24 protein-coding genes and 1 tRNA gene are annotated in these 20,973 nt (G+C 37.4%); 5 read left to right on the top strand and 20 right to left on the bottom strand.

The window, feature by feature from the left end:
* The 4 genes from Q0W26_RS06905 to Q0W26_RS06890 form a co-directional block, all read right to left on the bottom strand.
* The coding region (locus Q0W26_RS06905) for an anthranilate synthase component I family protein (protein WP_298523552.1) at window positions 1-1,379 on the bottom strand (1,379 nt) is incomplete at its 3' end.
* A gap of 88 nt (window positions 1,380-1,467) precedes the next feature.
* Window positions 1,468-1,866, bottom strand: coding sequence for a hypothetical protein (locus tag Q0W26_RS06900; RefSeq protein ID WP_298523551.1), 399 nt, complete (start codon window positions 1,864-1,866; stop codon window positions 1,468-1,470).
* Window positions 1,867-1,891: 25 nt separating this feature from the next.
* A complete protein-coding gene (locus Q0W26_RS06895) occupies window positions 1,892-2,659 on the bottom strand; it encodes a CPBP family intramembrane glutamic endopeptidase (RefSeq protein WP_298523550.1) in 768 nt (255 codons plus the stop codon).
* Window positions 2,660-2,758: 99 nt separating this feature from the next.
* Window positions 2,759-2,962 (bottom strand): helix-turn-helix transcriptional regulator, encoded by a 204-nt coding sequence (locus Q0W26_RS06890; protein ID WP_298523549.1) that lies wholly within the window; start codon window positions 2,960-2,962, stop codon window positions 2,759-2,761.
* A gap of 151 nt (window positions 2,963-3,113) precedes the next feature.
* Between Q0W26_RS06890 and purB the strand changes: the two genes are divergently transcribed.
* Both purB and Q0W26_RS06880 read left to right on the top strand, forming a co-directional pair.
* Window positions 3,114-4,463 (top strand): adenylosuccinate lyase, encoded by a 1,350-nt coding sequence (purB, locus tag Q0W26_RS06885; RefSeq protein ID WP_298523548.1) that lies wholly within the window; start codon window positions 3,114-3,116, stop codon window positions 4,461-4,463.
* Window positions 4,464-4,471: 8 nt separating this feature from the next.
* Window positions 4,472-5,323: a hypothetical protein gene (locus Q0W26_RS06880; protein WP_298523547.1), complete on the top strand. Its 852-nt coding sequence runs from the start codon at window positions 4,472-4,474 to the stop codon at window positions 5,321-5,323.
* A gap of 5 nt (window positions 5,324-5,328) precedes the next feature.
* Here the strand turns inward: Q0W26_RS06880 and Q0W26_RS06875 are convergent, their stop codons facing one another.
* The 8 genes from Q0W26_RS06875 to Q0W26_RS06840 form a co-directional block, all read right to left on the bottom strand.
* On the bottom strand, window positions 5,329-7,821 hold the full coding sequence (locus Q0W26_RS06875; RefSeq protein ID WP_298523546.1) for a heavy metal translocating P-type ATPase: 2,493 nt from the start codon (window positions 7,819-7,821) through the stop codon (window positions 5,329-5,331).
* A gap of 123 nt (window positions 7,822-7,944) precedes the next feature.
* A complete protein-coding gene (locus tag Q0W26_RS06870) occupies window positions 7,945-8,742 on the bottom strand; it encodes a nitroreductase family protein (protein WP_298523545.1) in 798 nt (265 codons plus the stop codon).
* On the bottom strand, window positions 8,720-9,937 hold the full coding sequence (locus Q0W26_RS06865) for an amidohydrolase family protein (RefSeq protein ID WP_298523544.1): 1,218 nt from the start codon (window positions 9,935-9,937) through the stop codon (window positions 8,720-8,722). The genes Q0W26_RS06870 and Q0W26_RS06865 overlap by 23 nt, the downstream gene beginning before the upstream one ends.
* Before the next feature lie 9 nt (window positions 9,938-9,946).
* On the bottom strand, window positions 9,947-10,336 hold the full coding sequence (locus tag Q0W26_RS06860) for a DUF126 domain-containing protein (RefSeq protein ID WP_298523543.1): 390 nt from the start codon (window positions 10,334-10,336) through the stop codon (window positions 9,947-9,949).
* A 13-nt stretch (window positions 10,337-10,349) separates the two neighbouring features.
* Window positions 10,350-10,934, bottom strand: coding sequence for a zinc ribbon domain-containing protein (locus Q0W26_RS06855; protein ID WP_298523542.1), 585 nt, complete (start codon window positions 10,932-10,934; stop codon window positions 10,350-10,352).
* Window positions 10,935-10,942: 8 nt separating this feature from the next.
* Complete coding sequence (gene truD, locus Q0W26_RS06850) at window positions 10,943-12,199, bottom strand: tRNA pseudouridine(13) synthase TruD (protein WP_298523541.1); 1,257 nt, start codon at window positions 12,197-12,199, stop codon at window positions 10,943-10,945.
* A gap of 20 nt (window positions 12,200-12,219) precedes the next feature.
* Window positions 12,220-12,293, bottom strand: a tRNA-Arg gene (locus tag Q0W26_RS06845).
* Between the two features lie 48 nt (window positions 12,294-12,341).
* The gene (locus tag Q0W26_RS06840; protein WP_298523540.1) at window positions 12,342-12,755 is read right to left on the bottom strand and encodes a hypothetical protein; all 414 of its coding nucleotides are present in this window, start codon (window positions 12,753-12,755) and stop codon (window positions 12,342-12,344) included.
* Between the two features lie 221 nt (window positions 12,756-12,976).
* Here Q0W26_RS06840 and Q0W26_RS06835 point away from each other — a divergent pair, with 221 nt between their 5' ends.
* On the top strand, window positions 12,977-13,798 hold the full coding sequence (locus Q0W26_RS06835; protein WP_298523539.1) for a S49 family peptidase: 822 nt from the start codon (window positions 12,977-12,979) through the stop codon (window positions 13,796-13,798).
* A 104-nt stretch (window positions 13,799-13,902) separates the two neighbouring features.
* Window positions 13,903-14,037: a hypothetical protein gene (locus Q0W26_RS06830; protein ID WP_298523538.1), complete on the top strand. Its 135-nt coding sequence runs from the start codon at window positions 13,903-13,905 to the stop codon at window positions 14,035-14,037.
* A gap of 32 nt (window positions 14,038-14,069) precedes the next feature.
* On the opposite strand, the gene Q0W26_RS06825 is transcribed toward Q0W26_RS06830, so the two are convergent.
* From Q0W26_RS06825 to cfbD, 3 genes are read right to left on the bottom strand one after another with little or no spacing between them, the layout of a single operon-like run.
* On the bottom strand, window positions 14,070-15,434 hold the full coding sequence (locus Q0W26_RS06825) for an AIR synthase-related protein (RefSeq protein ID WP_298523537.1): 1,365 nt from the start codon (window positions 15,432-15,434) through the stop codon (window positions 14,070-14,072).
* Window positions 15,435-15,436: 2 nt separating this feature from the next.
* Window positions 15,437-16,033, bottom strand: a complete 597-nt coding sequence (gene hisH, locus Q0W26_RS06820) for an imidazole glycerol phosphate synthase subunit HisH (RefSeq protein WP_298523536.1) — start codon at window positions 16,031-16,033, stop codon at window positions 15,437-15,439.
* Window positions 16,030-17,103 carry a Ni-sirohydrochlorin a,c-diamide reductive cyclase catalytic subunit gene (cfbD, locus tag Q0W26_RS06815; protein ID WP_298523553.1) on the bottom strand — a complete coding sequence of 358 codons (1,074 nt, stop codon included), beginning with the start codon at window positions 17,101-17,103 and terminating at the stop codon, window positions 16,030-16,032. Before cfbD ends, hisH begins: the two co-directional genes overlap by 4 nt.
* An 87-nt stretch (window positions 17,104-17,190) precedes the next feature.
* Between cfbD and Q0W26_RS06810 the strand changes: the two genes are divergently transcribed.
* Window positions 17,191-17,589: a C-GCAxxG-C-C family protein gene (locus Q0W26_RS06810; RefSeq protein WP_298523535.1), complete on the top strand. Its 399-nt coding sequence runs from the start codon at window positions 17,191-17,193 to the stop codon at window positions 17,587-17,589.
* A gap of 198 nt (window positions 17,590-17,787) precedes the next feature.
* On the opposite strand, the gene Q0W26_RS06805 is transcribed toward Q0W26_RS06810, so the two are convergent.
* From Q0W26_RS06805 to Q0W26_RS06785, 5 genes are all read right to left on the bottom strand, one after another.
* The gene (locus Q0W26_RS06805; RefSeq protein WP_298523534.1) at window positions 17,788-17,949 is read right to left on the bottom strand and encodes a hypothetical protein; all 162 of its coding nucleotides are present in this window, start codon (window positions 17,947-17,949) and stop codon (window positions 17,788-17,790) included.
* Window positions 17,950-17,954: 5 nt separating this feature from the next.
* Window positions 17,955-18,632 carry a hypothetical protein gene (locus Q0W26_RS06800; protein WP_298523533.1) on the bottom strand — a complete coding sequence of 226 codons (678 nt, stop codon included), beginning with the start codon at window positions 18,630-18,632 and terminating at the stop codon, window positions 17,955-17,957.
* Window positions 18,569-19,057, bottom strand: coding sequence for a hypothetical protein (locus Q0W26_RS06795; protein WP_298523532.1), 489 nt, complete (start codon window positions 19,055-19,057; stop codon window positions 18,569-18,571). The genes Q0W26_RS06800 and Q0W26_RS06795 overlap by 64 nt, the downstream gene beginning before the upstream one ends.
* A 343-nt stretch (window positions 19,058-19,400) precedes the next feature.
* Entirely contained in the window at window positions 19,401-20,414 is a 1,014-nt protein-coding gene (locus Q0W26_RS06790) for an SLC13 family permease (protein ID WP_298523531.1), read from the bottom strand.
* 12 nt (window positions 20,415-20,426) lie between these two features.
* Complete coding sequence (locus tag Q0W26_RS06785) at window positions 20,427-20,741, bottom strand: TIGR04076 family protein (protein ID WP_298523530.1); 315 nt, start codon at window positions 20,739-20,741, stop codon at window positions 20,427-20,429.
* Window positions 20,742-20,973 lie beyond the last annotated feature (232 nt).

Below are 20,973 nucleotides of genomic sequence, written 5' to 3'. Positions count from 1 at the left end.
ATGAAAACCTTATTGTTTCTTGCAAATGCTATTCTGATTGAAATGCATGTGTCAATGTTTCCGCTCAAATCAACATATCCGATAGCTCCGCCATAGATTCCCCGCTTGTTGTCTTCAAGCTCGTTAATTATTTCACAAGCCCTTATTTTTGGAGCTCCTGATAAAGTTCCCGCAGGCAGAATAGAATCTATGGCGGCAAGTGAGTCCAAATCGCTTCTTAATGTTCCGCTGACTGTAGATCCTATATGCATCACATGGGAGAACCTCTCAATTGACAAATACTTGTCAACATGAACGGAACCTATTTCTGATATTCTTCCTATGTCATTTCTTCCCAAATCAACCAGCATGTTATGTTCTGCCAATTCCTTTTCATCGCTCAACAAATCTTTTTCAAGCTGCAAATCCTCTTCTTCTGTCTTTCCGCGAGGCCTTGTTCCCGCCAGAGGAAATGTGTATAGCTTTCTGTCAGTCAACTTAACCAGTGTTTCCGGAGAAGCTCCTGCAATTTCAATGTCATCGCTTGAGAAATAGAACATGTAAGGAGAAGGATTTGTGGTTCTTAAAACCCTGTAAGTGTCGAAAAGGCTTCCGGAAATTTCCGCTTCAATCCTGTTTGACAGCACCACCTGGAAAATGTCTCCCTCTTTGATGTAATCCTTGGCCTTCAAAACCATGCTGCAATACTTTTCCTTTGAAAATACTGGTTTGAAGTCTGACTTTAATGTCAACGGTTCAATTTTAGCTTTTCTGCCGTTTATAATCAAATCTGCAAGCTCTTTCAATTCCCTGCAAGCCTCGTCATAACCGTATTTTAAATCGTCGGTTTTCATGTTTGAGATGAGGATAATCTTTTGTCTGAAGTTATCAAAAGCTATAACCTTGTCAAACAGCATCAAGTCAATATCCTTGAACTGGTCCTGATTTTCTGCATCAAGATTCAATGACGGTTCTGCATATTTGATGTAATCGTAAGCGAAATATCCGACAAAACCTCCAGTAAATGGAGGCAAAAAGTCCAATTTTGGAGATTTGTTCCTTTTAACCAGATCCTTGATAATTTCACTTGGATTGTCTGTTTTGATGACAATTTCATCATCGGTCAGTTTCTCAAAGTTTTCATCACCTTTGATGCGGACAACCCCATTTTGGCATGTGAACTCCATTAGAGGATCGAAACCTAAAAAAGAGTACCTTCCCCAATTTTCTGCATCTTCAATACTTTCCAGCATATAGCAATGGCTGCTTATTCCTTTTAAAATTCTTAAAACTTCTATAGGAGTGGCAATATCTGAAAACAATTCATAGGATATTGGAATGCGCCTGTACTCCTGATTTTTTGATATTTCTTTTACTTCTTCAAAACTTGGGGAAAACATATAATCACAATTATAATATTAATCAATGTACTATTTAAAACCTTGTTGTCATTTTTTGTACATTGAGTTGCGGTTCAAAAAAATATAGCTACATCTTGTCCTGTTCCCTGCTGAATTCAATGACAATCTTTTTGATTTCCCTTGATTCCAAATAAGGAAGCTTTTCAGCGATTTCACTTTCCAATGCCCTGTTCAGTTCCATCCTTTTTTGAACGTACTCTTCACCTTCAAATTTGGATTTATATTGTCTGTTCAAGTTTGAATATTTTGTAATTAAAGGTTGGAGAATGCTTCCGATGTCCTTATCCAATCTGTCATTGATGATTTTTCTTTTTCTTATTTCAGTGACATAACCGAAAACTGTCATGAAAAATCCTAAAACGGTTATTGTCAGCGCAGGAACAAAAATCTTCTCGTTGCCAATGAACATGACTGTGAGAACTATTCCGACAAATATAAGAAGAATTCCAATTTTTCTCAAATCCATGATAAGATATCTATCATTCATAATATTAAATTTTATTCAATTCTCTGACGATTGATGCAATCAGCAAAATTGCTGAAATTATCGCCAAAATGCTGAAAATACCAATGACCAACTCATTTGTAAATATGGCATTGTTGACATCAGCAAGCCTGATTATTTCAGCAAACAGATTGTTTAAAAAGTGAGCAAGCATGGGAACGCAAATGTTTTCTGTTTTAAGGTACAGTATTGCCATGCATACTGCAAAGACAACTGCAGAAATCATGCTTCCAAATCCGTGAAGCGCACCAAAAAGCAATGAGGATATGAATATTGCAAATACTGTCGGCACGAAGAGTTTCAACCGGTTTAGAAATACTCCCCGAAAAATCAGTTCCTCAGAAATCGGTGAAACAATGACAGTTGCAACAAAACCTACAATCCCTGGCAAAAAACTTCCCAATGACATTGACGGAATACCAAAAGCAACCAGGAAATCCAAAAAAGGAAAAGAGTTGATGAGTGCACCTGAGAGATACAGCATGCCATATGAAAAAAAGATATTCAGAAATACAATCAGAAGAATGTATCTGAGTTCGATTTTTGAAAAAACGTTTTTCGCTTCAATCCTGAAGCTTTTCCAATGCCCCCTCAGCATTACCATGAAATAACCGATTACAATGACATAAAACCAGTTTGTAGTAGCCCTACCCGTGAAATTTGCAAAAACATACAGAACAGCATAAGTAACCACTATAAAAACAGCGAGATTTTTAAGGGTTATGTTTTTCAAAGCATTATTAAACGAAGACATGTTACCAAAACAAGAACTATTAATGTAAAATATAACTTACATTATCAAACAACATACAAATTAAACTAACAGCCAAATGCATTAAATTCAAAATGTAATTCAATCGTTTTCATCCAATACAAAAACTTCTTCAATGGCATCTTTACCTAAATTCTTTGTAATTTTATAGGCCAATATTAATGAAGGATTATAACGAGCGTTTTCTAAAGCATTTATTGTTTGACGAGTAACACCAACAGATTCAGCCAACTCTTGTTGAGTCATGCCCAAACCCTGGCGGAATTGACGTATGTTTGTTTTCATTTGCTCACCTATCCATAATCGTGAATAATATGAATTGTATAAATCTCTTTATATAAAGGAATATAAATGTTTTGAATTTTTAACAAAATTATAATAAACATGATGATAAAAATAATATCATATTTAAATTAATTGAATGAGATGATAAAAAATGGCAATACATCCTATTGAATTTAGGTACGGCACTCCCGAAATGAAAAGAATATGGGAAGAGGAAAATAAACTTCAAAGAATGCTAGATGTGGAATCTGCACTGGCACAGGCTGAAGGAAGATTAGGCATCATACCACAGGACGTGGCAGATGAAATCGCAGCCAAAGCCACAACAGAATTCGTTAAACTCGAAAGAGTAAAGGCCATAGAAGCCGAAACAAATCACGACATTGCAGCATTATCCAAAGGAATTACAGAAGTGTGTGAAAACGGCGCAGGAGAATACGTTCACTTTGGAGCCACATCCAACGACATTGTAGACAGTTCAAATTCATTGCTTATTCGTGACTCAATCGAAGTGCTGAAGGAAAAATTGGAAAGGTTAACCAAAATAATGCTCAAATTAACCGAAGAAAACAAAATGAAGGTATGCATCGGACGTACCCACGGCCAGCATGCGCTTCCAACAACCTACGGAATGAAATTCGGAATCTGGGCTGATGAACTCCACAGACAATACGAAAGGCTCGAACATGCAAAAGGCAACGTATGTATCGGAATGATGGACGGCGCTGTAGGAACAACTGCCGCATTAGGAGAGCAAGGATGGGAAATCCACAAACTTGTCGCAGAAATCTTAGGCCTTCCTGCCGCCACAATAACAAACCAGGTCGTGCAAAGGGACAACCACGTGGAATTCATTAGCGTGCTGGCAAACATTGCAAGTACCCTCGATAAGATCGGATTGGAAATCAGAAGCCTTCAAAGAACCGAACTCATGGAGCTTGGAGAATATTTCGACCCTGAAAAGCAGGTCGGAAGTAGTACCATGCCTCACAAAATGAACCCAATTACTGCAGAACGTATCTGTGGTGTTGCAAGAATCATCAAGTCATACGTAAACGCTGCTTTAGACAACAACCCTCTTTGGCATGAAAGGGATCTTACCAACTCTTCCTGTGAAAGGATAATGTTTCCGGAAAGCTGCATTCTAACCGATTACATATTGAACCTGACAATCAAATTAATGAGCAATCTAGTGTTCTATGATGAAAACATCGAAAGAAACCTGAACCTGACCAACGGTTTGATTATGGCTGAAAGATTGATGGCTGAACTTACACGTGCAGGAATGGGAAAACAAACAGCATACGGCATTGTAAGGAAAAATGCAATTAAGGCCAACAAGGAAAAACTGCTATTGGGGGAATTAATCCTTGAAGACGAAGAAGTTCAAAAATACCTCACCGAAGAGGACGTTGAAAAGATTATGGATCCCCACACTTACGTAGGTTCAATTTCAATAATCATCGATGAACTGCTTGAAAAATCCAAAGACTGGTTCTAGGTGTGAAGATGGTTAGCGTAAAAGAATTGAAATCAATCGATTTGGCATCATTTACAATCATATCAACAGGAATTGCATTGATGTTCTCAATAATATCTGCAATCCTACTTACAATCGTGATTGGAATTACAAGCCCAAGTGCAATTGGAGCTTCAATATATATCATCACAACAATAATAGTTGGAACATTAATGTATTCCATTTACAATTCATTTTTCCAAGGATTCCTTTACAATACCTTGGCTAAAAAGATGAATACCATTAAAATTGCCTTTAAGGATGAAAAGGAAATAATTAAAATATCAACAACTGAAACAGCAATTATCATATCAATGATTATAACAATCCAAACCATATTGATTTATTTAGTATCAGTATTCCTATTGCCATTATTGCTCAGCTCAGTTGTGCAGACATTAATGTATTCCGGCCAATCAATGCTAGCATACAGCATCTACCAATTCATGATGCTATTAAGCCAACCAATGACAATTGCAATGATTATCTTCGGCACATTCATTATCTCTTTCATATTTATCCTACTTGGATGCTACATCTACAACATTCTTGCAAATTCAGGAAGAGGAGCAGTAGTGAGCTTATCAAAAGAAGGGAATTTGACTGCAATCGATTCAATCGACGTTTTAAAATTTGCAATCATATTTGCAGTAATTAGCTGTGTTTTGAACTTAATCCTCGGAATAATCGCATTGATTAGTGGTGGAAATTTTGCTTCAATCATCGGTAGCGTGATTGGAGGATTGATTGCCGGATTTGTTGAAGGTGCACTTTTAGCAGTGTTCTATAATTTCCTCGCACCGAAACTTGGAAAATTAAAATTAGAATTAATTGACTTCTAAGACAACTAATTTCTATTTTCTCTTTTTATTTCTGGAACATACCTCTTAAGCATTAGAGATAATGTTATAACTGTTACAGAACTCATTGCCATTGCTAAACCTGCCAATGCAGGCTCAAATGTTATGCCAAATGAAGGATACAACACCCCTGCTGCAACCGGAATCAGTATGGAGTTATATGCAAAGGCCCAGAAGATATTTTCCTTGATTCTTCTCATTACCTTTTTGGAGAACTGCACAGCAGCAACGACATTTTCCAAATCGCCTTCCATGACAACAATATCACCGCTTTCCATAGCAATATCCGTTCCGTTACCCATTGCCACACCGATATCTGCCTGTGTCAATGCGGGAGCATCATTGATACCGTCTCCAACGAACAGTACTTTTCTAGTGTGGTCTGCCTGGGTTTCCTTTACGATGCTCAATTTATTTTCAGGAAGCACACCTGCACGGACATTGTCAATTCCCACTTCACGGGCCACGTTAAGTGCGGTTGACTCGTTGTCACCTGTGAGCATATAAGTTTCAACGCCCATATTGTGCAATTCATCAATTGTCCTTTTGGAATTAGCCTTGATCTTATCGGATAAGCTTAAGATACCTTTTACGGATTTGTCCTGTGCAATGAAGATAATTGTTTTGCTTAGGCTTTCAAGCTCATGATATTTGTCTACTGTTTCGGATGAAACCTCAATTTCATTGGCCTGCATCAATGCAAGGTTTCCTGCTAGAACTTCACTGCCATTCAATTCAGCCCTTAATCCTTTACCAGTCACATTTTCAAAATCTGCTGTTGAATCCAAATCAACCCCTAAATCCTTTGCCTTATTCACTATGGCTTTGGCAATTGGATGGTTTGAATTCTGTTCAACACTGGCTGCAAGCCGGATTAAATCCTCAGAAGATGTTCCATAAGTGATTATGTCATCCACTTCCGGTTTTCCTTCTGTTATTGTTCCAGTCTTGTCAAATGCTGCCACATCAATTTGACCTGCATTTTCAAGAGTATCCCCGTTTTTAATCAGAATACCGAATTCAGCAGCCCTTCCAACACCTACAGTAACCGCTGTTGGAGTGGCCAAACCCAGAGCGCATGGACATGCAACAACCAATATTGAAATCAGGCATGTAAGTGAGAACAGTAATGTGGCGCCCAATACAAAATACCATATCAGGAATACTACAATGGCTATTGTTAAAATGACCGGAATGAAGTAAGTTACGATTGTGTTGGCGAATTTCTGAACAGGAGGCCTTGAGGATTGTGCCTTTTCGACCAAACGAATGATGTTTGACAATACTGTTTCCTTTCCGATTTTCTGTGCTTTAATGTATAATACTCCATCCTGATTTATGGTTCCGGCAAAGACCTCTTCACCGTCCTTTTTAACCTTAGGAATAGGTTCACCGTTAATCATCGATTCATCAACATATGATTCTCCGCCAACGACATCACCGTCAACAGGAATCTTTTCACCAGGCTTTACCAAAAGCAAGTCATCTATGACAATATCTGCGATTGACACCTCTTTTTGGGAAGTAATCTCGCCGTTTTCATCAAGTTCAATGGCTGTTGCAACAGTCGGCTGAAGGCCAATCAGTTCTCTGATTGAATCTGAAGTCCTTTTCTTGGCTCTTGCTTCGAGATACCTTCCAATCATCAGAAATGAAGGAAGCATGACCGCTGAGTCATAAAACATGAAGGAATGGTCTAAAACTATGTGGAAAGTTCCTAAAATACTTGAAACATATGCCACCATGATACCCATTGAATACATTACATCCATGTTCAGGTTCTTATGAGCCAATCCATTTGCACCTGCTTTTAAGATAGGCAGGGAAACATACAGGAACGGTGCAATACTAACAATCAATGACAATAGCCCCATTGAGGATATATTTAAGCCTGTTGACTGTTTGATGGACTCGGTGACTCCCATAAGAGGATCCCATCCGCTGAACATCAAAATCATAAGAATAGCTGAAAAGATCAAACCGACAATGATTCTGTTACGCTTTTCGGCCAAATCCTTTTGATAGATTGCCTCTTCGTCAATTTCCGTTTGGCCTTCAACTCCCAAAAGTTCAAAGCCCAACGATTCTATAACCTTTTCAATTTCATCCAAATCAACCTTGGATGAATCATATCTAATTCTGGCAGACTGTGAAGTCAAATCTGCCTTTACATCAAAAATTCCGTCCAATCTGATTAGAAAATTCTCGACATTCATTGTACATGAAGCGCAGTGCATTCCCTGAATCCTCAATGTCATCTCATCGGAGTGCAGGGCGAATCCCAGGTTTTTAACTATTTTGTCCATTTCATCATAAGAAACCTTTTTGGGATTGACAGTGATGTGGAGCTTGTTTGAAGCCAAGTCCGCATCAACTTCCTCAACTCCTTCAACCTTTTCAAAAGTCTTGTTAACACTCAAAACACATGAAGCACAATGCATTCCTTCAATCGGCAAATCCATATGTTTAGGTTTAGCCATGATATCACAACCGTTATTCTATAGAGAATTATATTATTTTTTATAATTATATAAGTTTAGGTCTGTCTAAAAATGTTAAAAAAAAGATAAAAATATGAAAAATTACTGAATGACATTCAATATTTACATATAATTGACGTTAATGTCTGAGTGAGGGACTGTCCTTCTGAACCTCACCTTAGGATATCCAATGATGAATGATGAATACATGTGCTTTGAGGAATCAATATCCGGGAAAAACTCCATCACCCTATCATGGTCAATCTCATCCGCTTTCAATATGAACAATGAATAGAAACCGCCCAAGCCCAACGAATAGGCAAGCAGTTCCATACGAGTATTGGCAATGACAGCGCTTGTCTTGTCAGTTGAAAATGTTAGAATAAGCTGTTTTCCACTCCACAATAACGGATGGAATTCCTTTGTGGAGGGGTCTTTCAAATAATCTCCAAATTCCCTGATTCTGAAAAACTCGCCTTCCTGGACTTTGATGATATCATAGACAAGCTGCATGAATTCATCCAATCTTTCATCCAAAACCACAAATTCAACGTCCTGAGCGTTTTGGGCTGACGGTGAATAATATGCCCCTTCAAATATCTTATCAAAAGTTTCCTTATCTACCTTTTTGTTTTTAAACCATCTGATGGATCTTCTCTGCTTTAAAAACTGAAGCAAATCATCATAATCTACCGGAATATCACGGGAATTGTAATCAGTGATTCTGTTTTCATGGCCTTCAAAGGACTTCAATGTGATTGCACCTGTCTTACAGATTGCCATGCAGTGCCCGCATTCAAAGCAGTTGCTTTCCATCTCTACTGCAAAGTCTTCAACTACAATATTATCTCGAATGCAAACCTGCTGGCAAAGTTTGCAAGCAGTGCATAACTCCTCATCAATTTTTAACTTGAATACCATCTTGGAAAACCTTTAAAATGTTGTCATTATCGCTTAAAACTGAAACGTCATCCAAAGGATTTGAGTTGACCAAAATCAGGTCTGCAACATAGTTTTTCTCAACCAAACCCAGATTGCTTTGACCTAAAAATTCGGCTGCCCTAACAGTTCCGCTTGCTATTGCCTCTTCCGGTGACATCCCGATGTCAACCAAATGAGTGAGCTCTTCCAGGTTATGTCCGTGAGGTATTACTCCACTGTCTGTTCCCATCAGGATATTGACGCCTTCCTCATAGGCAGCAGCGACGTTTTCCTTGTGGACCTTTACTATTTCCTTTAGTTTAGCTGTTTTCTCTTTTGCAAAATTATCCCATGCAGGAAAGCCGGACTTGTATAAAAACTGATGGACAAGCAATGTAGGAACGAGACTGACATCATGCTCAACCATTTTCTTGGCAGTTTTCCTATCGATGAATGTTCCATGCTCTATTGATGAAAATCCTGCCTTGATACAGTTATTCATTCCCTTTAAGCTATGACAGTGTGCTGAAACCTTCATGTCATTTGCACAGGCTTCACATACAATTGTTTTCAGCTCCTTTTTGTTGAACTGCGGAAATTCAGGTGAAGTGTTTGTTGTAAGGACTCCTCCGCTTGCCATGACCTTAATGAAATCTGCTCCTGCCCTTTTAATCTCACGGGTCTTTTTAAGGACTTCCTCAACACCGTCGCATCTTCCCTTTGGAAAACCAGGATAGATTATTTCCATGTCAAAGCCTGAAGGCAGAAGCAGGTCAAAATGACCCCCTGTCATGACCAAAGGGGTGATTGACAAATGGATTTTTGGAGCTGTGAATAATTTCCTTTGTTGAGCAAGCTTAAAGCTCAAATCTGCAGACCCGCAGTCCCTAATTGAAGTAACGCCTGCATTTACTGTCTGCAACGCATGAGGTACAGCATTGTAGAAATGAATTCCCAAAGGATTTGCCATATTCTCCTCCTTGTGAAACCCTTTAGCAAAAATATGGCAATGGCAGTCAATGACCCCTGAAAGCAGATAATTGTCTTCACCGTCAATGACACTGGCATTCCTTTTTGCCTTGATTTTTGAAGAGGAAATCCTCTTTATCAATCCGTCCTCTATCAATACATTTTTATGGGTTTTGATGTCCTCAAATGGATTGATGACATTTACGTTTTCAATTAGAGTCTGCATCCAATCACCCTACAAGAGTTCTATAGTTCCACTGTCCCCATCGACTTCAACCAATGTTCCGGTGGTCAATTCGCTGACGTTTGATGGAGTGTCAACCATTGGAATGTCAGACATTATTGCACCGGTAGCAATTATAGGTTCGGCATTAAGGCATATGATTGCCTTTGGAGCAGTGTTGTTCTTCATCATCTGGAAAATCACATATGAACCTACGGTTGAGCCTTTACCGCCCGGAATGAATAATACCTTATCCTTGATGATTTCACCTTTAAGTTCATGGTTCGGATCGATTATTTCGCCGGTTTCGGGATTGACTCCCCCCAAAAAGCTTATTGGCTCTGATGAAACAATCAGTTCCCCTTTTCCTTTACCTTTTGCAATGCTTCTACATGTAATCATGAAAACCACTCATCTAAAATAATTTGTCTTCAACACTTTCGCCACGATTCAATGCGTTGGTGGACTGTATTGTGTCAACCAATGCCCAAATCCATATTACAAGTACCAGCAACAATCCAATCAACAGCAAAATCAGAATTGCGGATACCACATATGCGAGTAAAAATATTGCGCCTTTACGGCTTAAGCCCAAATAGAAGTGACCAAGACCAGGGATAATGACGCTTAAAATAATGGCTACAATAATGCTTTTCTCACCGGATGATGTAACCACATCGCTGGAAGACCTGCGGCTGACTGCTGATTTTTTTTGCAGGTCATATCCGCAATTCGGACAGAATCTGAATTCATCATCAAGTTCATGGCCGCAATTAAAGCAGAATTTTGCCTTATTGGAAGAGGCATTTCCGATTACCTCTTCATCTTTAACTTCCCTTGGTGTGACGTCAATTACTTCACGGGCAGTAGTTTCAACAACACCAGTCTCTTCGACATTAACGACCGGCGCTTCCCCTATATTTTCTGGAAGACGGGCTCCACAATTTTTACAGAATTTTGCATCTGGAACCTCTTTTCCACAATCTGGACATATTACCATTCTATCACCTAAATAACATCCTTTTTCATTATTTCTCTTAAAACTGCAGTTGCATAAGAACCTTTATCTATTGAAAATTCGCATAAAACACCTTCATCGGTTGGAGTTGCCTTGCCGTCCCATACCTGGAAACGCATCTGGCGCCTAAGGCCATGGCTTCCCAAACGAGGCATCTTTGGAACTTCAAAATCCTCCTTTGTAATGCCATATTTGGCCAAGACATCTTTTTCCATCTCCCCAACTTCTCCATCGGCAAATGGGACCTTGGTACCGAACAGAGGGCAGGTCGGATTTGCCTCGAAGCCAGAAATCAAATCCTGATATTCATCGGGAGTCTTATCGCGAACGATATTCTCTTCATTGTCAATAATAATATCTCCTTCAATGTATTTATCAATGCCCATTGCAACCCTGTTGCTTACGGCTTCATTGAAGAGATATGACTGATAAGCGTGAACGAACATTCTTTGAAGCGGCTTTGGAAGTGCGTGAAGTGCATTCATATATGATTTGTCTGTAAGTTCGCCTCTTTTGGAATCCCTGATGAGTTCCTTAATCATCATCTTCTCATAGCGCATCCCTTTGCCCATTAGATTTAATGATTCTTCAAGATTTCCTTCATCATAAGCCTGCCTTGCAAGCTTGTTTTCTTCACCTTCATCATCGACCGGATGCCCGATATAAGTGCTTACGGCCTTTTCAAGGTCGTTTTCAACCAATGCCCTTCCGACAAGATGAGTGATTGTCCTTGGCTTTCCGAATCTCTGCCATCCGAAATAGTTGGGAACACCTGTGGTTTCCAGTTGGCTTAAAACCTCATTTGCGATTTCTGCACTTTCCTCAATGTCATCCAAGTCTTTTATAAGGATTTTGAATTTGTTTCCCTTAAGCTGACCCATCCTGAGCTTTTTGCGCCCACGGACTATCTTTAAAAAATCGGTTTTATAGATGTCAAGGTTTTCAACCTGCCTGAACTGCTCCTCTGAATCCATATTTGCTATGCAGATCCACTGGCGGGTGATTGCCTTTTTGTCCTTCATTCCAGCAAAGCCCATCCTTTTTCTAGAGACATGCAAATCACGGGCAATGTCTAGGACAACATCTAAAGTTGTTCTTCCAAGCTTTTCAATCCAGACATAGACGTTCGGACCTTCACCTTCAGGAATGACTTCGGGAATTTCTTCAACGTAAAAATCCTCATATTGGTTTCTGATAGTTCCACCAATACCCTTTTGAGATGTAACATAAGTATTAGCATTCAACATAATAATCACGGAAATAATAATGCCCCGACCGGGATTTGAACCCGGGGAATGGGATCCGCAGTCCCATGTGTTATCCAAACTACACCATCGGGGCTAAACAAAATAAGATAACATTATAATATAACATTCTTATAGTATTTAATTATTTCCATACATATAAGGAATATGAATAATCCCCATATGTCCGTGTAGCCTGTGAAACACCGGTAGCTTTTGAAAAATCCCCAGAACTTGCCAGCACCTTGCCTTTTAGAACATTGTTTTCGCAGAACCTGTAATTGTCAAGGTGAAATGTGTCTAACTTTTCCTGGCAAATCTCGCAGACATCCCTTACAGATTTTTTGGAATTCCTGTTTTCCTTTAGAATATCCGAAATTGAACCTATGAAGCTCTTGTCGGTGAAATTGACCGTTCCGGACAGTGTCTCCATTATGTCCTGACTTGTCTTGAAATCCAGAGAGTCATAAGAATGTTCAGGAGATGGAATTGAAATTACCGTGTTTACAACAAAAATGGCCATTAATAAAATGGCTATTGCCAAAATTGATTCTATCAAATAAAAACTTCCTTTATCGTCTAACATGATTCAGAATTGGAGTTCCAGTTAAATAAAAAGTTATGAAGTGTGCACTTGTGCATTTGTGCTTCTGCACGCAGTCGCACTTCTACTAGAAATATATAGAACCCCTTGCAAAATAGCCATTACGAAAAATCTGACATTGACCCCGATGATTCAAGATGTGATGAGGGTTGATGTCTTGAAAAAAAGATGATATTATGGCCACATATATAGAAATTAAAAATGAAAATGATCCAAAAACAACAATAATTAAATATGCTCAAGAATTACATGAAAAAACCGGAAGGAATGTTATTGTATATTATTCCGGTTGGTTAACAGTTGATGATTATGAAAGTTCCATTGACTCAATGGATAAAAATGTTTTCATGACAATAATTAAAGGTTTAGATAAATCTAAAGGGCTAGATTTGATATTACATACTCCCGGCGGAGCTGTGAGTGCTACTGAATCCCTAATTGATTATTTACATGCTATTTTTGGTGAAAACATTAGGGCAATCATACCACAAATGGCAATGTCTGGAGGAACAATGATTGCTTGCTCATGCAAAGAAATATTAATGGGCAAACATTCAAGTTTAGGTCCAGCAGATCCACAGATATACGGAATTCCAGCAAGAACAGTAATAGAAGAATTTGAGTTAGCTAAAAAAGAAATTGAAGAAAATCCAAAAAGCGTACCTTATTGGAGAATATTACTTGACAAATATCCTGTTAATTTCTTATTCGAATGTAAAAATTCTATGGATTGGGCAAAAGAGATTTTAGAAAAATCATTGAAATACTCTATGTTTAAAGATGATAATCCAGCAATAATCGATAAAATAGTATACGAACTCACATTAGGAGAAGCTACAAAAAGCCATTCCAGGAATTTGTCTCCTAAAAAATGTAGAGAGATTGGATTAAAAATTAAATTTATTGAAGAAGATGAAGAGTTACAAGATTTAATTTTATCCATCCATCATGCTTGTATAAATTATTTTAACCAAAAAAATGTAAGTAAAATATATTAAATCAAAATGGAATATTTTTATCAAACAGTTTAGAATAACAAAAAATATATACAATTAAGATATAAACTACCATCAATTGAAAAAAAAACAAAAAGAGGGATATAATGAATGAAAATAAATTAAAAAACATCAAGAGAACATTAAAAGACCCTACAGCACCTAATAAAGATTTTCCACCACATTATGAAAGACATAGGCCGTATCATCCTGGAGTAAAAAGGATTTTAAAAGAAGGATGAAATAAAGAGAAATTTAGCAATTTCTCTTAATTTTAATTTCCAAGAATATGTTTAATAACTTTTTCTTTTTTGGCAATAGCTGCATCAGAAGCCTTTTGAACTTTTTCCTTCATTTGCTCAAAGTCTTCAGGAGTTGTTTCACCAACAAGTTTTTTGATTTTGGTATATGCAGCTTCTCTGAATAACGGAACCAATTTTTCCTCGGTTGAATCTTCTTTGATTAATATTGGCTCACCGGAGTTGTTGACTTCACCAATTTCAGATATTGCAACATCATATTTTGTAACTGCCTTCTTAATATCCCCAACGATTTCCGGAGGTGCAATTAACATTAATGAATCTGTTGATACGCCTAATGGGTCGATATTTAATGTTTCAAGCATGTTAAGCACATTTGGTGCGACCATTTTTCTGATTTCTTTTTCATGGAATTCCAATCCGACACCGGTTGTGTTTGAGATTTCGTGGGCATCTCCCCTAAGACCTCCGTTTGTCACGTCAGTCATTGCATGGATATCCTTTACCAAATCAGCTTCAAACAATGCATGTGATGCCTGAACGAAATTTACGTTCATTGTATCCCATACCACATCAAAGAAACCGTTATATAATGCAGTTGTTGTTATTGTTCCTCCGCCGGAACCTTCGGTTAAAAGAATCACATCACCTTCGGTTGCTCCTTTTCTTGCTGTTGGAGGATATGCTGACACTCCTACACTTCCGACTGCTGATACGAATCTGTCGCCCAATACCATGTCTCCTCCGACACGCAGTGTACTTCCAGCAACTATCGGCACATCAACAAGCTCTGATACCGCTGCAACACCTGCAGTAAAGTCAAATATCTTGGCGACATCCCCGTCATCTGCAAGGTGAACGTCGCTTAGGATTGCAACAGGATCTGCTCCCATGACACAAACATCCCTTAAGGTTGCACGGGTTACATGAAAACCGCCTAAAAATGGATATTCGCTTAAACGTGAGTGTATTCCGTCAACGGCAGTGGTAATGTAGACCTCATCGTTTTTGACAGATGCCTTTACGACACCACCGTCGTCCTGTTCTGACGGGTTTACAAGTGATGCAGTGTTTGTTGATGACACGATTTCTGCGATTTTTCTGTGGACAAAAAAGTCTCCTGCACCTCGGGAACCTACTCCCATCTCACCCATTAGCACATCAGCCTTGTTGACGCTTGCAATTTCCTTTAAAAACTCGTCATCGCTTTCCTGCAATTTCAGGGTAGTTGAAACTTCATCTATAACCGCTTTTGCCATCTCAACTGAGTTTTCCTCTGATATTTTCTTGTATTCTCTTATCCTGACAGCCAATATTTCTGCCAGGTCGTTATAATCATAATCATCTATTCTTGCTCTTACAAATCCTTCTATATCCATGTTCAAATCTCCAAATTGGTGAAATTCTTTAAAATCTTAAGTCCAGCCACTCCGCTTTTTTCCGGGTGAAACTGTGTTGAAAACAAATTGTTTTGACATAAAGATGCAACAACATCTCCTCCATAATCACAAACTCCCGCAATGATATTTTCATCATCCGGAACAACATGATAGGAGTGGACAAAATAGAAATATTCGCCATCAATGCCTTCCAGAATAGGTGAATCATTCAGGACTTTCAGTTTGTTCCAGCCCATGTGAGGTATCTTTACTCCTTCAGGAAGCCTTTCGACATGCCCCTTGAATAGGTCAAGACCTTTAACGCCGGGAGATTCCTCGCTGGAACCCATAAGCACCTGCTGGCCAAGGCATATTCCTAAAAACGGCTTGTCGTCATTGACATGTTCGTTAATGACATCTTCAAACGGTTTTAAGTTTTCTATTGCACTTCCAAAGGCGCCGACACCAGGCAACACCAAGTAGTCACTGTCTGCTATGATTTCTTTGTCATCCGTGATTTGATAGTCACATCCAATCTTTTTAAATCCGTTGGAAATGCTTTTGAGGTTTCCGCTTTTATAATCAATAATGGTAATCATTTCTCCAACCACCCGATAGCTGCCCTTATCATTCCTCCAAAGTCTGAAAAGACAATTTCATCAGTTCCCAGGGTTTTTGAATGTGCATCAAGCTCTGCAACGACATGTGTAAAACCCAAATCCCTTAAAGGCTCAACAAGACGTGGGCCATCTGTCACTGCAACTGATTCGACGTCGAATTCCTCGATTGGAAATGCATGAGGAACACCGAATACAACAATCAAGTCCAAATCCTTATCCTTCAGGTATTCTGCAGCCACATTTCCTGTAATAGGATATTCGTCAAGCCCGCCGGTAATGTAATCAGGCACAATATCCAATTGGCTTTTGATGTTTACCGCATGCTGCCTTATCCTTGGAAGGCCTATGTTTTCATCCAGATTGGCCACAAAGATTGGCTTATTGTCAGGATTAATCTCACTGTAGTCGAAATTGATAATATCTGCAAACAGATATGATGTTTCCTTTTTAACGTTAAGGACAAAAGCAACCTTTTTGTTGTCCTTCAGGGCATTGACAACAGTTTTTGCAACATTCTCCTTTGAATCTCCGAAATTAGGTTTTATGTATTTGCCCTGCGCCATTCCACGGGTCTTTTCAACTTCTGTTGCCTTTTCAAGCATTTCAATCTGCCTGTCAGCCTCTTCACGAGGTATCACGCCGCATTCAACAGCAGCATCCAATACCATGATTGCGCCGACGGTATTGTCGCCTTCACCTGATCCTCCATGGGATTCGACCGGAATGACAGTGCACGGCAAATCTGCAGTGGCAATTGCTTCCTTTAAATCCTCACCGATAATCATGCTTGCACATGTTCCTGCAATGCCCATCAATTTTGGTTCAAACTCATCATAAGCTTCAGTCAACGTGTCTACTAACTTTTCACCGGCACCCAATATAAAATCGTTTTCAGACATTCCTGTGGTCACAACACGCACACCGTCACCCTCTAAAAGCCTGGCTGTTCTAAAACAGCACCCAGTAGGTCCGTGCATTACAATGACATCTACGTTCATGTCCCTTAAAGTATAAAGAGTAGCCGCAATTGGACTTGGTCTTGGATGTATAATTTTTATCAACTCACAAATTTTAACAAATAATTATTTTAAATTCTTAATTTATATAATTAATTAACAAATTCAGAGGGTTGCATTATGAAACTTGACAAAAAAATTTTAGAAGAGAAAATCAGAGAATACAGAGAATTCAAAAGCTGTTCAGAGTCAACTTTAATGGGTCTTTGCGAAACCGCCGAATATCCAATCTCTCAAGCTGAAATGGTGAAATTGGGATGCGGATTTGCAGGCGGAATCGGGGGAACATTCGATGAGGGAACCTGCGGTGCAGTAACCGGTGCATTGATAGCCAATGGATTAGTTGTTGATAATCCGTCAAAAATCAAGGCCAACGCCAAGGAAATATTCAATTCATTTAAGGAAGAATACGGAAGCGTATGCTGTGGCACAATAACCAATAATGGAGAGGACAAGTCCCCATGCGTTGACTGCTGCGTGTACATTGCAAATAAAGTTGCAGATTTATGGGATGAATGATTTAGAAAAAATATATGTTAACTTATCCTCAAATTTAAACGAAAATTTAATTAATAAAACTAAATACAAAATTAATTCTGTAAAGGGCATTTTAACACGTTACAAGCAAGTTAAATAAGTTTAACTTGTTTTAATTTTCTTTTTTAAAAATTTAAAAAATTAGATTAAAGGTACGATTTAATTCGCACCATTAAAAATTTATTCCGTATTGATTATACAGACATAGTTCTTACGTCTTTCAGCTTCTTCAGCATCACTTCTCCTTTGACGTTTTTCAAGGAGATTTTTAATAGCTTCTCTAGATTTTTCTTTTGGAACAAAATTCTTATTATCACCAGTTAGTAATAACTTTGAATTCATAGTATTTAAACTATTCTTTCATCGTTTTTAATCCATTTAAAGTCTTCAGTTTTGGCCATTATTAAAATATCAGTGGAAATACTTACAGACTCAATTTCAGAAGTTGTTTTTTGCTTTACTACAGTTAATCTAATTAATAACTCTGCAAAAATACAAAGTAACCATTCTGGAAGGTTTTCTATAGAATAAGAAGTATATTCAATTGAATCTAATCTGAAATCATCAATGTCGCCAGATACTTTAGAATATTCTTTTTGCAATGCATTTTTAATTATTTCAATAATCTTATCACATTCCACTATATTCTCTTTTTTAAAACTCCATTTTAGATTGTTTATAACAGATTCATTAGCATCATCAATATACTGCAGTATGAAATCAATGAATTCACTATTGACTCCAGTTATGAAAGTATATGCTTCTTCATTGATTGCAAAAACTTTTAAAAAAGGTTCACTGCAATCAACTGCTGAATCTATTTCTTCATGAATTATTTCCCCTTCGTCGTTGCAATAGATAGTAATCTCTACAAATGAAGGATAATGGCTTTTTAAGTTAAATCCAGCAATAATAATTCCTGTTCCTTCATATTGAAAATTATTCGAAAAAATTTCCCATATTATTTGATTATATTCTTCCTTATTTTTGCCATCTGGAATGATATCATGAAATTCATTATCCAAATTAGAATATTTTTTAATGAAAGGATACAATTCTTTTCTATGTTTATTTTTAATAGTGTTTTCAAATCTTCACTAAAATCGGAGATTAAACTTTCTTTAAAAGGCCTTATAAGATTTTTAATGAAATTTTTACCTAATGAAGATTCTGTGTTTCTAGATAAGAATTTAATGAATTCCTTCTTTATTTCTTCAATTGTAGAAAATCTCCTGAAATTTGTTTGAATTTTAAATTCCCTTATTAATGTTTCTCTAGGGACATTTTCAAAATCAGCATCACCATTAACCATCATCCCCGCCGAATGGATTCTAGACAATTCAAAAATCTTGTTTGATCCACCATATGTTTTACCATCACTCATAGTTTCTTGTTTATCACTTACGAAAATTACATTTCTTTTTGTAAATATCATTCCTTGAGAAGTCATCCTAAAACCTCTTAAAATTAATAATATTATATTTAACCTAATAATATTTATTTATTTCTCATTTTAAATGATAATATTGCTTTATAATTGTAAAAAAATGATTTTAAAGAAATATTGATGAAAACTTATTAAATTGCAATCAGTTTATAAAAAATATATCAATTGAAAAAAATACTTAAAAAATCAAAATACACTTCGTTAAATTAAAGCAAAATTTATTGCCGTCAAAAATATCAACAAAGATCAACATTAACGACGAGGATTCAACAAATCAAAATTAAAAGATTTTGATGACATTCTCATTCAAAAACGGACACAAAAACTCTAAACCCAACCGTTAATGTCAAACAAAAACATTGACGCCCAATAAAATCACCAATAAAATAACATTCAAAAGTGTAAATATGCCCAAATACCTAATTTTAAACTCATCGAATTCACGAACAAGAATCTTATATGATATTAAATTGGCCATTGATGCAATCAGCGTTCCAAATCCTCCAATGTTGATTCCCACAATAATTGATTCATAATTGCTGCTGAAACCACTGATTAACATTGCTGCAGGGACATTGGAAATCACCTGTGATGCCAAAACGCCCCATAAAACCTCATTTCCAGCAATCCATTTGCTGAAAAGTGAGCTGAAAAATGAAATGTTTTCCAGATTTCCGATTAAAATAAAAAGAGCAATAAATGTCAAAAGCAAATAATAGTCAACGCCGAGAAAAACCCTTTTAACGAAATCCTTCCTGTCAAACTCGATTTTGCTCATGCGCGGCAAAGTGATGTCATCAGTCGGGACAAACAACATTAACGCAGCCAAAAACACGACTGAAACTATAATGTATGGCATAAGCAAAATGAAAAATTCCTGAAACAGAATATTTGAGACAGTATACATTACAATATTGTGGGGGGCGCCGATTGGAAGAACCATGCATCCCACATTGGCCGCAATCGTCTGTAATGAAACAGTCAAAATAATCAAATCTGTGCGGTCAACCTTTTTCAATGCCAATATGGAAAATGGCACAAATATGATTAGTGAAACATCATTCGTTATAAAAATAGAACTTAAAAAGCAGGTAAAAACCAAGATGAAAACAAGTCCACGGGTATTTCGGATTTTTGCCAATAGTTTGCGAACCAGCCTCTCAAAAACTTGCAGATTTTTTAAAATCTCCACAATGACCATTATTATAAAAAGCAGCACGATTGTTTCCCAATTGATATAATTTAAATAGTCAATACTGGGTTTGACAAAAAAGCAGGAAAAAATAGCCAATATCAATGATATTGAAAATATTATTTCCCTTTTAAAAAAATCAAAGCTTTTATCGATTATTTCGGTCATTGTATCCTAATGTTAATCTGCAATATCATCCATTGTTTCCAAAAGAAAGCTGACTGGCCTGAAGCCGTCATTGCATGAAATCATTGCTGATCTTTTATTTTTCATCCAGCCGTCATAGAAATCCTCCGCACCGTTGGCCAGTGCAAGAACAAATGGAGAAAGTGATTCCCATGCGCTGTCACAGAAATTTTCGGGCTTTTGCCATCCGTTGGCTATAAAAACATCACCCTCTTCAACGTCACACTCATGTTCCAGCGGATTTTCATATTTTTCAATCAAATCATCATGCCTTACTTTTCTTACAACCGTGATTTTGACTTTTTGCAAACTATCACCTAAATAGATATTGGCACTGATATTATATAATTTGATTTGCTTGTCGCTTGAATCCTTAACCGAAATCGACATTACCTGCAACGATTTCAAAAATCGGACTTGAAAAAAGTTGAGGATATATATCCTGCAATTAAAAACCAGTATAAAACGCCAAAACACAACCGTTAAGAGTGCGACCCACAATTTTCATAATTTTTATATATTTTTTATTACTATTTTTTCA

Origin of the sequence: uncultured Methanobrevibacter sp., from assembly GCF_947169325.1 — an archaeon.
Classification (GTDB): domain Archaea; phylum Methanobacteriota; class Methanobacteria; order Methanobacteriales; family Methanobacteriaceae; genus Methanocatella.
Note: the sequence above shows the minus strand (reverse complement) of the source record. Positions and strands in the feature narration are given on the sequence as shown.

What these genes read in the sequence shown, in the direction of transcription:
- Q0W26_RS06810 (WP_298523535.1), top strand. Translation starts at nt 17,191, where the DNA reads ATGAAACTTGACAAAAAAATTTTAGAAGAGAAAATCAGAGAATACAGA.
- Q0W26_RS06855 (WP_298523542.1), bottom strand. Translation starts at nt 10,934, where the DNA reads ATGGTAATATGTCCAGATTGTGGAAAAGAGGTTCCAGATGCAAAATTC.
- Q0W26_RS06790 (WP_298523531.1), bottom strand. Translation starts at nt 20,414, where the DNA reads ATGACCGAAATAATCGATAAAAGCTTTGATTTTTTTAAAAGGGAAATA.
- truD (WP_298523541.1), bottom strand. Translation starts at nt 12,199, where the DNA reads ATGTTGAATGCTAATACTTATGTTACATCTCAAAAGGGTATTGGTGGA.
- Q0W26_RS06875 (WP_298523546.1), bottom strand. Translation starts at nt 7,821, where the DNA reads ATGGCTAAACCTAAACATATGGATTTGCCGATTGAAGGAATGCATTGT.
- Q0W26_RS06860 (WP_298523543.1), bottom strand. Translation starts at nt 10,336, where the DNA reads ATGATTACATGTAGAAGCATTGCAAAAGGTAAAGGAAAAGGGGAACTG.
- hisH (WP_298523536.1), bottom strand. Translation starts at nt 16,033, where the DNA reads ATGATTACCATTATTGATTATAAAAGCGGAAACCTCAAAAGCATTTCC.
- Q0W26_RS06865 (WP_298523544.1), bottom strand. Translation starts at nt 9,937, where the DNA reads ATGCAGACTCTAATTGAAAACGTAAATGTCATCAATCCATTTGAGGAC.
- Q0W26_RS06880 (WP_298523547.1), top strand. Translation starts at nt 4,472, where the DNA reads ATGGTTAGCGTAAAAGAATTGAAATCAATCGATTTGGCATCATTTACA.
- Q0W26_RS06835 (WP_298523539.1), top strand. Translation starts at nt 12,977, where the DNA reads ATGGCCACATATATAGAAATTAAAAATGAAAATGATCCAAAAACAACA.
- Q0W26_RS06870 (WP_298523545.1), bottom strand. Translation starts at nt 8,742, where the DNA reads ATGGTATTCAAGTTAAAAATTGATGAGGAGTTATGCACTGCTTGCAAA.
- Q0W26_RS06830 (WP_298523538.1), top strand. Translation starts at nt 13,903, where the DNA reads ATGAATGAAAATAAATTAAAAAACATCAAGAGAACATTAAAAGACCCT.
- Q0W26_RS06900 (WP_298523551.1), bottom strand. Translation starts at nt 1,866, where the DNA reads ATGGATTTGAGAAAAATTGGAATTCTTCTTATATTTGTCGGAATAGTT.
- Q0W26_RS06895 (WP_298523550.1), bottom strand. Translation starts at nt 2,659, where the DNA reads ATGTCTTCGTTTAATAATGCTTTGAAAAACATAACCCTTAAAAATCTC.
- Q0W26_RS06825 (WP_298523537.1), bottom strand. Translation starts at nt 15,434, where the DNA reads ATGGATATAGAAGGATTTGTAAGAGCAAGAATAGATGATTATGATTAT.
- Q0W26_RS06890 (WP_298523549.1), bottom strand. Translation starts at nt 2,962, where the DNA reads ATGAAAACAAACATACGTCAATTCCGCCAGGGTTTGGGCATGACTCAA.
- Q0W26_RS06795 (WP_298523532.1), bottom strand. Translation starts at nt 19,057, where the DNA reads ATGACTTCTCAAGGAATGATATTTACAAAAAGAAATGTAATTTTCGTA.
- purB (WP_298523548.1), top strand. Translation starts at nt 3,114, where the DNA reads ATGGCAATACATCCTATTGAATTTAGGTACGGCACTCCCGAAATGAAA.
- Q0W26_RS06805 (WP_298523534.1), bottom strand. Translation starts at nt 17,949, where the DNA reads ATGAATTCAAAGTTATTACTAACTGGTGATAATAAGAATTTTGTTCCA.